This window comes from Burkholderia sp. THE68, from assembly GCF_009938265.1.
GTDB lineage: Bacteria > Pseudomonadota > Gammaproteobacteria > Burkholderiales > Burkholderiaceae > Caballeronia.
The window spans coordinates 1,583,412-1,595,680 of record NZ_AP022315.1 but is presented as its reverse complement, the minus strand read 5'-3'; the positions used below and the strand labels follow the sequence as shown (position 1 = coordinate 1,595,680).

Below are 12,269 nucleotides of genomic sequence, written 5' to 3'. Positions count from 1 at the left end.
CTCGCATATCGCGAGGCCGGGCAGGCATCTCGAAGGAGGCGGGAGAAAAGGAAGGCGCAAAACAAAAAACCCCACGACGATGCGTGGGGTTTTTGCGTGCAACGCGCCCGAATGGGCGTTTCGCGAAAGAGGGACCTTGGTGCCCAGGAGAGGACTCGAACCTCCACGGTGTTGCCACCGCTAGGACCTGAACCTAGTGCGTCTACCAATTCCGCCACCTGGGCCAAGGGGTACAGCGAGCCCGCTATTCTAGCGGGAACGGGCGCCGTGTCAATCGAAAAGTCATACGACTCGTCTTAAACCAAAAGCACGGTCTCCGCACAAAAAGGAAAAGCCACCCGAAGGTGGCTTTTCCGAACATCTGGTGCCCAAGAGAGGACTCGAACCTCCACGGTGTTGCCACCGCTAGGACCTGAACCTAGTGCGTCTACCAATTCCGCCACCTGGGCAAGGGTGCGTTTTGCTGCAATTTCGCTTTGCGTTCAGCAGCAAAGAACGACATTATAGCGAGTCCAGAGCCGGTGTCAAGCGTTTCGATGCAGCGCACGTGAAGACGCCCGCGCGGCGCCGCATCTGCCCGCAAGCCCCGTGGCGTCTAAAAGACGGGTGTTAGAATGGCCCGCAACGATGGCCGCATTATTTGGTTGCAAAGCACCGCAAAAGTCCCGTCCAACGAGAAAAATCACGACTACGCCCTTGAGCAAATATCCGTATCCGATTCCGAGCCGCGAAGAAATTCTCGGCGTGTTGCGCACGAGCGAGACACCGCATGCCGCGAACGACATCGCCGAGGCGCTGTCGATCAAGCGCCAGGAGCGCGAAGGATTTTTCAAGCGACTGGCGGCGATGGAACGCGACGGGCAGATCCGCCTCGACAAGCGCGGCCACTATCAACTCACGCATCCGTCGAATTTTGTCGCGGGCCGCGTGCAGGGGCATCGCGACGGCTTCGGCTTCCTGATCCGCGACGACGGCCAGGACGATCTCTTCCTGCCCAACGGCGAAATGCAGAAGGTCATGCACAACGATCGCGTGCTTGCGCGCATCGTCGGGTATGACCGGCGCGGGCGGCCCGAAGGACATATCGTCGAGGTGACGGACCGCGCGAACAAGCGCGTGATCGGGCGCCTGGTCAACGAGAACGGCGCGCTCATTCTGGTGCCGGAAGACAAGCGCATCGGTCACGACATCCTGATCACGCAGAATCCGAAGAAGGCGAAGGTCGGCCAGGTGGTGTCCGTCGATCTGACGGATTTCCCCAGCCGCCATTCGCAGCCGCTCGGACGCGTGGCCGAAGTGATCGGCGATATCGACGATCCCGGCATGGAGATCGAAATCGCAGTGCGCAAATACGGCGTGCCGCATGAGTTCAGCGACGCCGCGTTGGCCGCGGCCGCCAAACTGCCCGACGAAGTGCGTCCGGTGGATATCCGCCATCGCGTCGATCTGCGCGACGTGCCGCTCGTCACGATCGACGGCGAGGACGCCCGCGATTTCGACGACGCCGTGTATTGCGAGCCGGTCGCGGTCGGACGCGGTCAGGGTTATCGCCTGCTGGTCGCCATCGCGGACGTGTCGCATTACGTGAGTCCGGGCGAGCCGCTCGATGTCGATGCGCTCGACCGCAGCACCTCGGTGTACTTCCCGCGCCGCGTGATCCCGATGCTGCCGGAGAAGCTGTCGAACGGTCTGTGCTCGCTGAATCCGGACGTCGACCGCTGCGTGCTCGTGTGCGACATGGTCATCACCGCGCGCGGCGAGATCAAGGCGTATCAATTCTATCCGGGCGTGATGCATTCGTCGGCGCGTCTGACCTACACCGAAGTCGCGGCCGTGCTCACCAACACGAAGGGACCGGAAGCGACGAAGCGCGCCGAGATCCTGCCGCATCTGCAGAATCTCTACGGCGTGTACAAGTCGCTGCACGCGGCGCGCCAGAAGCGCGGCGCGATCGACTTCGACACGACGGAGACGTATATCGTCGTGAACTCGCAGGGCAAGATCGAGCAGATCGTGCCGCGCCATCGCAATGACGCGCACCGGCTGATCGAGGAATGCATGCTGGCCGCGAACGTCTGCGCGGCCGATTTCCTGAAGCGCAACAAGCACCCGGGCCTGTATCGCGTGCACGCGGGCCCGACGGAAGAGAAACTCGAGAACCTGCGCACGTTCCTGCGCGGCGTCGGCCTGACGCTGACCGGCGGCGCCAAGCCGCACGCAAGCGACTACGCCGCGCTCATCGCGCAGATTCGCGACCGGCCCGACGCGCAGATGTTGCAGTCGATGGTGCTTCGCTCGATGCAGCAGGCGGTGTACAGCCCCGACAACATCGGCCACTTCGGTCTCGCGTATGAAGCGTACGCGCACTTCACGAGCCCGATTCGGCGCTATCCCGATCTGCTGACGCACCGCGCGATCTACGCGATCCTGCAGGGCAAGAAGTATCTGCCGGACATCGGTCACGACGTGCCGCTCAGCACCGGCCTCACGAAAGCCGCCCGCGAACTGCAGAAAGCCGATGACACCGCGCGCGGGCGTGCGCGCAACAGCGTGGCGATCTGGGAAGAACTCGGGCTGCATTGCTCGTCGAACGAGCGCCGTGCCGACGAAGCCTCGCGCGATGTCGAGGCGTGGCTCAAGTGCTACTTCATGCGCGACAAGCTCGGCGAGGAATACGGCGGGATGGTGAACGGCGTGACGTCGTTCGGCATCTTCGTGCAACTGGATTCGCTGTTCATCGAAGGGCTGGTGCACGTGACCGAGCTCGGCTCCGACTACTTCCAGTACGACGAGATCAAGAACGAGTTGCGCGGCGAGCGCACGGGCATCCGCTACCGGATGTCGGATCGCGTGCGCGTGCAGGTGGGCCGTGTCGACCTCGATGCCCGCAAGATCGACTTCCGGCTGGTACGCGATACGCCGGTGAAGCCGCCGTCGCCGCGTCCGGCGGCGGTTGCGGGCGAGCATGCCGCGAGCGCCGGCAACGGTGCGGCGGGACCGCGCATCCGCCCGTTCGGCGATGACGACGTGCCCAGCACGCGTGCGCGCGGCGGCACCAAGAAGGGCGCGCCGCTCGCGGCGAACCCGCGCGGCGGCGCGGCCAAGAAGCGTGGGGTGGCGTCGAAGTCGGCGTCGCAGGGGCGGCCGGCGCGCAAGAAACGATAGGGCGGCACGCACTCCCGTCGCCACACATTACGCGCGGTCCGATGCTTCGTGCTTCGGACCGCGTCGTGCTTTTCAAGTTTTCACCGAAGGTTCGGATCAGTCATGTCACGTCTCAAGGTTCTATACGGATTTCACGCAGTGACCGCGCGTTTGCGCGCGGATGCATCGTCGATCGAAGAGGTGCTGTACGACCCCACGCGCAAGGATCGGCGCATGCAGGATTTTCTGCGGACCGCGAAGGAAGCGGGCGTGCGGCTGATCGCGGCGGATGAATCGCGGCTGTGGGGGCTGGCGGGCAATATTCAGCATCAGGGCATCGTCGCGCGCGCGAACGATCTGCCGCTGGCGCAGAATCTCGCCGAACTGCTCGATGGCATTTCGGGCACGCCTTTGCTGCTGGTGCTCGATGGCGTCACCGATCCGCATAACCTCGGCGCGTGCCTGCGCGTCGCGGATGCGGCCGGCGCGCATGCGGTGATCGCGCCGCGCGATCGCTCCGCGGGGCTGAACGCGACGGCGGCGAAGGTGGCGAGCGGGGCGGCGGAAAGCGTGCCGTACATCACGGTGACGAATCTGGCGCGCGCGCTGCGTGAGCTGAAGGACGCGGGCGTGTGGGTGATCGGGACGGCGGGCGAGGCGACGGCTTCGCTCTATGAGACGAAGCTGGACGGTCCTGTGGCGATCGTCGTCGGCGCGGAAGGCGAGGGCATGCGCAGGCTCACGCGCGAGACGTGCGACGAGATCATGAATATCCCGATGGCGGGGGCGGTCGAGAGTTTGAATGTGTCGGTGGCGAGCGGGGTGTGTTTGTTCGAGGCGGTTAGGCAGAGGGCGGTGAAGAAGTAAGGGCCGACGTTTGCGACCCCATCGCCCATTGAAAGCATCGAACATCGTTCATGGCGTTGAATCGACTTAGTGATCTGCTCGCCGCCGGGAGCGTTTACACGCGCGAACAGTTGAAGGGTGTCCTCGATTCTCAGGACGCGACGATCAATACGGGCGTATTCCGTCCTGGGGGTTTCGATTCGGTTCTTTTGTTCGTCACTGAGGCGAAAACGCCGGACCGCGTTCAGTATGTCGATAAGCTGGAAGACGACATTCTTCACTGGCAAGGGCAAAACGCTGGACGTACCGACTCGTTGATCGTCGAACATCGGGTGCGTGGCCTGGAGCTTTTGCTGTTCTATCGTACGAAAAAATACGAGTACCCGGGCGCCGGATTCAAATACGAAGGCCCCTTCGAGTACGTCTCGCATCGTGGCGCATTGCCCGCGAGCTTCACCTTTCAGCGTGTAGGCGAGACGCTGGCCCAGGACGAACTCAAGACCGAAACCGAGGCGGAAGCGCAAGTCGAAGCAAGCGGCGCTTTCGATCCTTCGAATATCGAAGATGCCCGCAAAAAGACACTCACCGCCATCGTCATGCGGCAGGGCCAGTCTGCGTTTCGCAAGAAACTGCTGGAGGCGTACGAACGTCGTTGCGCACTCACGGACTGTGCAGTCGAAGCGGTTCTCGAAGCTGCGCATATCTGCGGCTACAGAGGCCCGCAGACCAACCACGTGAAAAATGGCCTTTTGCTTCGCGCGGACCTGCATACGCTTTACGATCGCATGTTGATCGCGATTGACCCGGCCACCTATAGGGTGTCGATCTCGCCGGAATTGAAGGATAGCGACTACGCTGCGCTTCTCGGCCAACAGCTTCGACTTCCGAACGCCGCTCAAGATCAACCGAGCCACGACGCGCTTCTTACTCACTGGATGCACGTTCACAAGATCCGAGAAATGCAATCTTGATAAGCACTAAACGCGCGATTAGTCTAGCCGCATCGATATTGGCATCCCTGCTCACCGCTTGCACCACCCCAATGCAAGACCGCGGCACCTACCTCGCCGACACGCAACACCACGCCAAAAACGCCGACTCCCGCATCCGCTTCCTGGTGATGCATTACACCGAAATCGACGAAGCGCGTTCGATCGAGGTCCTCACAGGCGACCAGGTTAGCGTCCACTACATCGTCCCCGATGCCCCGCGCGTCGAACACGGCGAACCGGTCGTCTACCAGCTCGTGCCCGAGGACAAGCGCGCCTGGCATGCGGGCGTAAGCGCATGGCAAGGCGCGACGGAACTAAACGCGTCCTCGATCGGCATCGAGAACGTGAATCTCGGTCCCATCGGCGAGCAAGGCGGCGAAAAAAAATGGCAACCATACCCGCCCGCACAAATCGACGCCCTCATCAGACTCTCGCGCGATATCGTCGCGCGTCACCACATCCCGCCGACGCGCGTCGTCGGCCATAGCGACATCGCGCCGCAACGCAAGATCGACCCAGGCCCGCTCTTTCCCTGGCGCGCGCTGTACGATGCCGGCGTAGGCGCCTGGCCCGACGCCGACGCCGTCGCCGCCCACCTCGCCGGCCGCGATCCCAACGCGCCATCCGACGTGCGCGCATTGCAGGAAAAGCTGAAGCGCTACGGCTACGACGTCGCCACCGACGGCGTGCTCGATGACAAAACGCGCCGCGTCTTCAGCGCCTTCCAGATGCACTTCCGCCCGTCGAACTACGCGGGCGACGCCGACGCCGAAAGCGACGCCATCGCTCAGGCCTTGCTCGACAAATACATCGACAATTAAGAAGGAACCCGCCATGGGCGACTATTTCCTGCCGCTGCGCGCGCTCCACATGACCTGCGCGGGCCTCTCCATCGCTGGTTTCGTGCTGCGCTGGATCTGGATGCTGACGGACTCGCGCCTCCTCGCCGCGCGCGCCACGAAAATCCTCCCGCACATCGTCGACACGCTGCTGCTCGCAAGCGCGATCGCACTGGTCGCGATCATCGGCTTTTCGGCGAACGCCGCGTGGCTCGGCGCGAAAATCGCGGGCCTCGTCGTCTATATCGTGCTTGGCACGCTCGCGTTGAAGCGCGGCCGCACGAAGGGCGCGCGCGCCGCCTTCGGCATCATCGCGATCATCGTGTTCGCGTTCATCGCGTCGGTCGCGCGCACGCACGATCCGCTCGGTTTCCTGCGCGCGTTTGCATGATCCGCGCGACCGCCCGCCGCGCTCCGATAAAATCTCAGTTTTCTTCCATAAGCAGCACCGCACCCATGACTCAAGACGAACTCAAGCAACTGGTCGGCCAAGCCGCCGCCGACTACGTGAACGCGACCGTGCCGGAAGGCGCGATCATCGGCGTCGGTACCGGATCGACGGCCAATTGCTTCATCGACGCCATCGCGAAGTCGAAAGCGCGTTATCGCGGCGCGGTGTCGAGTTCGCTCGCGACCACCGCGCGCCTCGAATCGCACGGCTTTCAGGTGTTCGATCTGAACGATATCGAAACGCTCTCCATCTACGTCGACGGCGCCGACGAAATCGATGCGAGCGGCGCGATGATCAAGGGCGGCGGCGGCGCGCTCACGCGCGAGAAAATCGTCGCGTCGGTGGCGGACGTGTTCGTGTGCATCGCGGACGCGAGCAAGCGCGTGCCGGTGATGGGCGCTTTCCCGCTGCCCGTCGAAGTCGTGCCGATGGCGCGCACCGCGATCGGCCGCAAGCTCGCGGCGCTGGGCGGCGTGCCGATCGTGCGCGTGACGAAGGACGGATCGCCGTTCATCACGGACAACGGCAACGAGATCATCGACGTGAAAGGGCTCTCGATCACCGATCCGCGCGCGCTCGAAGCGCAAATCAACGCGTGGCCGGGTGTCGTGACGGTCGGGCTGTTCGCCGCGCGCGGCGCGAACATCTGTCTGCTCGGCACCGAGACGGGCGTCGAGCGGATCGACTACAAGTAATCCGGACGCGAACAAGACAAAAGCCCGGCGATGCGAATCGCCGGGCTTTTGTCGTTGCTGGGCCGATCAATACGCGTTGCGTCCGATAAACCCCTTGAACATCGTCATCGCGACGATCTTGATGTCGAACCAGAACGACCAGTTGTGGATATAGAACAGGTCGAATTTCACGCGGCTCTGCATCTTTTCGACTTTCTCGGTCGCGCCGCGATAGCCGTTCACCTGCGCCCAGCCCGTGATGCCCGGCTTGATGCGGTAGCGGAACATGTATCCGTAGACGAGATCCTTGTAGAGGTCGTCGTGCTCCAGCGCATGCGGGCGCGGCCCGACCACCGACATGTGCCCGAACAGCACGTTCAGGAACTGCGGCAGCTCGTCGAGGCTCGTGCGCCGCAGGAACGCGCCGACCTTCGTCACGCGCGGATCGTTGCGGGTCGCCTGCGTGACGTTGCCGTGGTTCTCCTGGTGCACCGCCATCGAGCGGAACTTGTAGATGCGGAACGGCCGTCCGTCCGCGCCCTTGCGGTTCTGCGTGAAGAACACCGGACCGCTCGACGTCGTCTTCACCGCAATCGCGATGGCGATCAGCAGCGGGGCGAGCGCGAGCAGCGCCGTCGCCGCGAAAAGGCGGTCGAACAGCAGCTTCGGCCACATTTGCAGCGTGTTGATGGGCGACGTCGTCAGATTGATGGTGGCGAGCCCGCCGACATCGGTCATCGAATGATTGAAGAGCGAGATGCTGCGCGTGTCCGGAATCAGCCGCAGATTCACGAAGTCGTGACGCAGCGCGTGGACGAAGCGATAGATCGTGTGCTCCTGCGACAGCGGCAGCGCGAGCCAGACTTCGTTGATGTCCTCGGCGCGCACCTTCTCGACGAGTTCGTCGAAATCGTTCAGCACGGGCAAACGATTGCCTCCCATGCCGATTGCGGACGTCGGAGCGGCCACGCCGTCCGCGCCGGTCGCTCGCAATTCCGCGTCGCTGGTCATGTCGAGCACGCAGACGGGCGTGAAGCCTTGCTCGGGCGTGCTGCTCAGGTGCGCGAGCAAGGTGCGCGAGAAGCCCTGCGCGCCGACGATGGCGACGGTGCGCTGATTGAGCCCGCGCCCGCGCATCAGGCGCAGACCCGTATACACGACGCATTTCGCCGCGACGATGAGCGCGCCGGAGATGAGTGTCGAATAGGCGAACCACAGGCGCGACACCGCATCCATGCGATGCAGCGTGAACGCGAGCAATAGACCCGCCGCGACCACGGCCATCCAGGCGAGCGTGACGCGCGCCAGCATCATGGCGAGCGGCTTGCCACGCCAGGTTTCGTACACGCCGAATGCGGGGAAGAGGAGAAGGGCGAGCGCGGAGTTGAACGCGATCAGCAGCCTTTCGATGTCGCTGAAATCGAGCGACGAAAAGCGTACGTCATGCGCGATCAATCCGCCCGCAATGATCAGACATACATCCAGAAAGCGCGCCAGCCAGCCAAACAATTCGTGATTTTTTTCTTGCATTCATCCAAACCGGTTAGACACTTGAGGCCGATGCTGCCTCGGTTGCTCGAAGACGCGGGAGTAGTCGGTCGAATTCCCGCTTGACGAGCCCGTAGCACTCGCATGCGCGTGCTTCCAGGCCCTCGCGATCCACGACCTTGATGCAGCCGCGGCTGTGATGGATGAGGCCGGCGTCGTGCAGCTTGCCCGCCGCCTCGGTCACGCCTTCGCGGCGCACGCCGAGCATGTCGGCGATCAGTTGCTGCGTGACTTGCAGCTCGTTCGACGCGGTACGATCGATTTCGATCAGCAACCAGCGGCAAAGTTGCTTGTTCAGCGAGTGATGTCGATTGCATGCGGCCGTCTGCGCGACCTGCGTGAGAAGCGCCTGCATATAGAGCAGCATCAGGCGGCGCAGGAAGTCCGAGCGGCCGAACTGCTCGCGCAGGGCTTGTGCGCTCATGCGATAGGCGAATCCAGGGCACTGCACCTGCACGCGCGTGGGCATGGTTTCGCCACCAGTCAGCACGGGCACGCCCGTCATGCCTTCGCGGCCCACCGCGGCGATCTCGACCGAGCCGCCGTCTTCCATCGTGTGCAGCAGCGAGATGATCGCCGTCGTCGGGAAGTAGACGTGATGAATGCGTTGGCCCGAATCGCACAGCAGTTGTTCGGTGCGCAATTGTACGAGTTCGAGATGCGGTGTGAGCGCTTGCCATTCGTGCGCCGGAAGTGCGCCGAGCAGGTGATTGCCGTGCAGGTCGGACTGGAGGGTCAGCATGATTTGTTCTCTCTCGTGACTTCGCGCGTTGCGCTTCAATTTTTATTTACTGGGTGAGCGTTTCCGAAAGATGTCGTTTCGAAGAAGCCTCACACCAGCCCCGTAGCCGCCCGTTCGCGCTTGAATCCATTTTTTTGTTCGCGCTGATTCGGGTTGCGGGTCTCTATTAGCGAGGACTATGCCAATGCGGGCAATCGCAATGCTGGCGGGACCTCATAGCCGATGTACTTGTCGTGATGCAGCGCAGCGCAGCGTTTTTGTTTCAGTCTTGAACATTGGTGGTCTTAGGAATGCCTGTGTGCCCCGATGAGTTTCCTCTGCGCAATCCCCCCGAACGGAGGTTTGGTCGTTTCTGACCACCGTGCGACAAGCCTCACAGGTCGACATCCCCTCTACAACCCACCTTCTTTCGTAGGGACATTGGAAATTGATTCATCCGTGTTCCATCCATTTCGCAGGGCTTCAAAAGCGCGTTATTTCCGCGCGCCCTTGATTTCCCGCGACGCCTTGCCGGGCGGGGCTTTGCGGCTCGTGCTCCAAGTCTGCCGCCAGGCGTTGCACGAAGTGGAATCGTTGCGCCCATTGCACATCCTGAAAAATCGGTGTGCCACGCCGCGCACGAGAATGCTTCAGCCGCGATGCATGGGGCGTGAGGTGCCTCACACAAGGCCTGCAGCGCATCACACAGCGGAGCGACGGATGGCTTGACTGCGCGAAACGTTTGCCCGGATCTCATCGGAGAGATGCTTTTCGCAATGTTGGCTCGCGCACGCAGGGAGCGTCGCGAAATGTTTCATCGGGGACAATTTCATGCGGAACCGATTAATCCGCGCGTAATGCGTGTTGCGTCAAATGCCGCGCGGACATCACGAGGTCATAAAAATGAATATGCAATGCGGGACGTAAATGAATGAAAAACCCCTTGAATCAGGGGCTCGAATATGTTTTTGCAGCAAGCGTGTGCTGAAGTGAATGAGGTGTCAGCACACGATATCGGCGAGCGCGGGAATCACGCGTTCGTAAGCATCCTCGATGAGATCGAACGATGCCTCGCATGGCTCGCTGCGGCCACGCGACAGCGCGCGCGCGAGGCGGCACTGCATGACCATCGTTTCGCTCGCGATTTTGCGCGCGGCCGCATTCGTCTGCACAGGAATGTCGAAGCCTTGTTCACGCATCCATTGCAGGTAGTGCGCGAGCAGTTCGAAGTTCGCCCCGAGTTGTCTCATGACATTGGACGCATAGAAACGCGCGTAAGGCTCGCCGCGCGCGAGCATCGCTTCGACATGCTCGGGGAACGCCGCGCGCCAGCGTGTGATGGGGTTGTGCAGCGGGCGCCGCAGCAGATGCGCGCACAACAGGTCCGCGGAGACTTCGGCGAGTGAAGTGCCCGACAGCGAATCCCGCACACGCTTGACGAATTCGACGTGCGGAAAGAGCTCGTGCATTGCGTCGGGACGCAAGATTCCGTCGTAATCATCGCCGTCGAGCAGGTGATAACCCGTGTGATGAAAGTAGCCGAGACGGCGCGCATCGGGATCGATCACATCGATGCCGATGGTCGTCTTCGCATGCTCGCGGCGATACGAACCGGCGCGCATGTCGGGCAGGAAGAACGCGTCGACCTCGACGAGCACGGTGTTCCCGCGGCGCGTCTGCACGAGCGCGCGTTCCTCCAGCGAGTCGAATACCGCCAGTTCCTGCACCTGCAGTCCGTACAGCTTTTCGATGTCCTCGAACGGCAGCTTGCCGAGCGTGAACTGATCGGCTTCGAAGTCCTGAGCGACGGTGAACGCAAGCGCCGCGCGCGGCTCGAGCCCGTTTCCATGCAGGAGTTCTATCCACAGATCGATGGGCGCGACGCCTTCGCGCCAGATGCGCTCGCCCCGATGCAGCGCGTGTGCATGATGACGCCGCGCACGCATGCGCAAGGGATCGAGCGACACGACGCGGGAACGACTCGCGCCTGAATTCGTCACACCGCTCGTCTGGAACGCGCTCATGCCGTGACCTCGGGCCGGGAAGGCCGGCTGCCGATACCGCGTATGCGTGAAAGCGCGTGTGCTTTTGGTTTTAGTTGTGCGTATGCGTGTGCACGCGCGTCGCGTCCGATGGCGGTATGCATTTTGATTTTCCCATGAAGGTGCCCTATTACGCGAGCGCTATCGACGCGATGCGAGCACGCGCGGCGGCCCGCAGCGCGGACTGTCGCGTAGTCGTTTCGAACGTCGGGCAGGCGTCTTTTTCCCCGGGACGCCTTTGCAGCGTGTGGTCGGGCTTATTTGAAAGGCGCGCAGGGTTGGGGTCGGTGCGATGGCGCACTGAATTTAGGCGGGTCGGCACGTAAGGTTTAATCGTCGCAACGCCGGTAATTGCCGGTAAAGCATGGAGATAATCGATGAACTGGAAAATCCTGGATTTCGAACAACTCACTGCGCGTGAGCTTTATTTGATTTTGCGCGCGCGCAGTGCGGTGTTCGTTGTCGAACAGTCGCACGTCCATCTCGATCCGGATGGTCGCGACGAAACGGGCACGCACATATTCGCAGCGGAAGACATGAGCCGTTCGATGCCGGTGCTCGCTTATGCGCGTATTCACGCGGGCGACGCGGAAGATCCTGAAGTGGTGGTGGACAAGATCCTGACGAGCCCGCTGCGTCGCGGCGATGGCACCGCGCACGCGCTGATCGAGCGGCTGCTCGCGGTGACGGCCGAGCGCTGGCCTGGTCGCGGCGTGCGTCTCACCGCACCCGTCAGCCTGCGCGGTTTCTATGAGGCGTTCGGCTTTCGCAAGACCGAAGGTCCGTTTCTCGAGCACGGCATGCCGTACATCGGTCTGACGAGAAAGAGCCGACAGGTTCAGTTCGCAGCGAGCGACAACGCCACCACCTACGAGTTGCTCTAAGCGCCACCAGCGACGCGCTGCGTGCGCCGCAACCGGTGCGCAGCGAAAGAAGCCAGTATCACGGCGTGGACGGTCCAGGCATCGAGGCAGGAACAAGGATCGAGGCGGCGCGAGCCGTCTCGAATCGC

General features: G+C 62.5%; 10 protein-coding genes and 2 tRNA genes. 7 read left to right on the top strand and 5 right to left on the bottom strand.

Annotated elements, in window-relative coordinates:
• Positions 1-137 precede the first annotated feature (137 nt).
• Positions 138-224: transfer RNA gene (locus BTHE68_RS07540), tRNA-Leu, on the bottom strand.
• 138 nt (positions 225-362) lie between these two features.
• Positions 363-449, bottom strand: a tRNA-Leu gene (locus BTHE68_RS07535).
• Positions 450-627: 178 nt separating this feature from the next.
• On the opposite strand from BTHE68_RS07535, the gene rnr reads away from it, so the two are divergent.
• The 6 genes from rnr to rpiA all read left to right on the top strand — a co-directional run bounded on the left by rnr (position 628) and on the right by rpiA (position 6,967).
• Complete coding sequence (rnr, locus tag BTHE68_RS07530) at positions 628-3,165, top strand: ribonuclease R (RefSeq protein ID WP_502710553.1); 2,538 nt, start codon at positions 628-630, stop codon at positions 3,163-3,165.
• A 102-nt stretch (positions 3,166-3,267) separates the two neighbouring features.
• A complete protein-coding gene (rlmB, locus tag BTHE68_RS07525; RefSeq protein ID WP_062259943.1) occupies positions 3,268-4,011 on the top strand; it encodes a 23S rRNA (guanosine(2251)-2'-O)-methyltransferase RlmB in 744 nt (247 codons plus the stop codon).
• Positions 4,012-4,061: 50 nt separating this feature from the next.
• Complete coding sequence (locus BTHE68_RS07520; protein ID WP_162065803.1) at positions 4,062-4,961, top strand: HNH endonuclease; 900 nt, start codon at positions 4,062-4,064, stop codon at positions 4,959-4,961.
• A 71-nt stretch (positions 4,962-5,032) separates the two neighbouring features.
• Positions 5,033-5,803, top strand: a complete 771-nt coding sequence (locus tag BTHE68_RS07515) for an N-acetylmuramoyl-L-alanine amidase (RefSeq protein ID WP_162066820.1) — start codon at positions 5,033-5,035, stop codon at positions 5,801-5,803.
• A gap of 13 nt (positions 5,804-5,816) precedes the next feature.
• Positions 5,817-6,212 carry a SirB2 family protein gene (locus tag BTHE68_RS07510; protein ID WP_162065802.1) on the top strand — a complete coding sequence of 132 codons (396 nt, stop codon included), beginning with the start codon at positions 5,817-5,819 and terminating at the stop codon, positions 6,210-6,212.
• A 65-nt stretch (positions 6,213-6,277) separates the two neighbouring features.
• On the top strand, positions 6,278-6,967 hold the full coding sequence (rpiA, locus tag BTHE68_RS07505; RefSeq protein WP_162065801.1) for a ribose-5-phosphate isomerase RpiA: 690 nt from the start codon (positions 6,278-6,280) through the stop codon (positions 6,965-6,967).
• Between the two features lie 66 nt (positions 6,968-7,033).
• Here rpiA and BTHE68_RS07500 read toward each other — a convergent pair whose 3' ends face one another.
• The 3 genes from BTHE68_RS07500 to BTHE68_RS07490 all read right to left on the bottom strand — a co-directional run bounded on the left by BTHE68_RS07500 (position 7,034) and on the right by BTHE68_RS07490 (position 11,239).
• Positions 7,034-8,455 carry an undecaprenyl-phosphate glucose phosphotransferase gene (locus BTHE68_RS07500; RefSeq protein ID WP_162066819.1) on the bottom strand — a complete coding sequence of 474 codons (1,422 nt, stop codon included), beginning with the start codon at positions 8,453-8,455 and terminating at the stop codon, positions 7,034-7,036.
• A gap of 34 nt (positions 8,456-8,489) precedes the next feature.
• A complete protein-coding gene (locus BTHE68_RS07495) occupies positions 8,490-9,236 on the bottom strand; it encodes a Crp/Fnr family transcriptional regulator (RefSeq protein ID WP_014191659.1) in 747 nt (248 codons plus the stop codon).
• A gap of 980 nt (positions 9,237-10,216) precedes the next feature.
• Complete coding sequence (locus tag BTHE68_RS07490) at positions 10,217-11,239, bottom strand: DUF1839 family protein (RefSeq protein ID WP_162065800.1); 1,023 nt, start codon at positions 11,237-11,239, stop codon at positions 10,217-10,219.
• 395 nt (positions 11,240-11,634) lie between these two features.
• Between BTHE68_RS07490 and BTHE68_RS07485 the strand changes: the two genes are divergently transcribed.
• Positions 11,635-12,141: a GNAT family N-acetyltransferase gene (locus tag BTHE68_RS07485; protein ID WP_061178650.1), complete on the top strand. Its 507-nt coding sequence runs from the start codon at positions 11,635-11,637 to the stop codon at positions 12,139-12,141.
• The last annotated feature ends 128 nt before the right edge of the window (positions 12,142-12,269 follow it).

Excerpts from the sequence above, each read along its gene's own strand:
- BTHE68_RS07490 (WP_162065800.1), bottom strand. The coding sequence starts at position 11,239 with ATGAGCGCGTTCCAGACGAGCGGTGTGACGAATTCAGGCGCGAGTCGT.
- rlmB (WP_062259943.1), top strand. The coding sequence starts at position 3,268 with ATGTCACGTCTCAAGGTTCTATACGGATTTCACGCAGTGACCGCGCGT.
- BTHE68_RS07510 (WP_162065802.1), top strand. The coding sequence starts at position 5,817 with ATGGGCGACTATTTCCTGCCGCTGCGCGCGCTCCACATGACCTGCGCG.
- BTHE68_RS07495 (WP_014191659.1), bottom strand. The coding sequence starts at position 9,236 with ATGCTGACCCTCCAGTCCGACCTGCACGGCAATCACCTGCTCGGCGCA.
- BTHE68_RS07515 (WP_162066820.1), top strand. The coding sequence starts at position 5,033 with ATGCAAGACCGCGGCACCTACCTCGCCGACACGCAACACCACGCCAAA.
- rpiA (WP_162065801.1), top strand. The coding sequence starts at position 6,278 with ATGACTCAAGACGAACTCAAGCAACTGGTCGGCCAAGCCGCCGCCGAC.
- rnr (WP_502710553.1), top strand. The coding sequence starts at position 628 with ATGGCCGCATTATTTGGTTGCAAAGCACCGCAAAAGTCCCGTCCAACG.
- BTHE68_RS07520 (WP_162065803.1), top strand. The coding sequence starts at position 4,062 with ATGGCGTTGAATCGACTTAGTGATCTGCTCGCCGCCGGGAGCGTTTAC.
- BTHE68_RS07485 (WP_061178650.1), top strand. The coding sequence starts at position 11,635 with ATGAACTGGAAAATCCTGGATTTCGAACAACTCACTGCGCGTGAGCTT.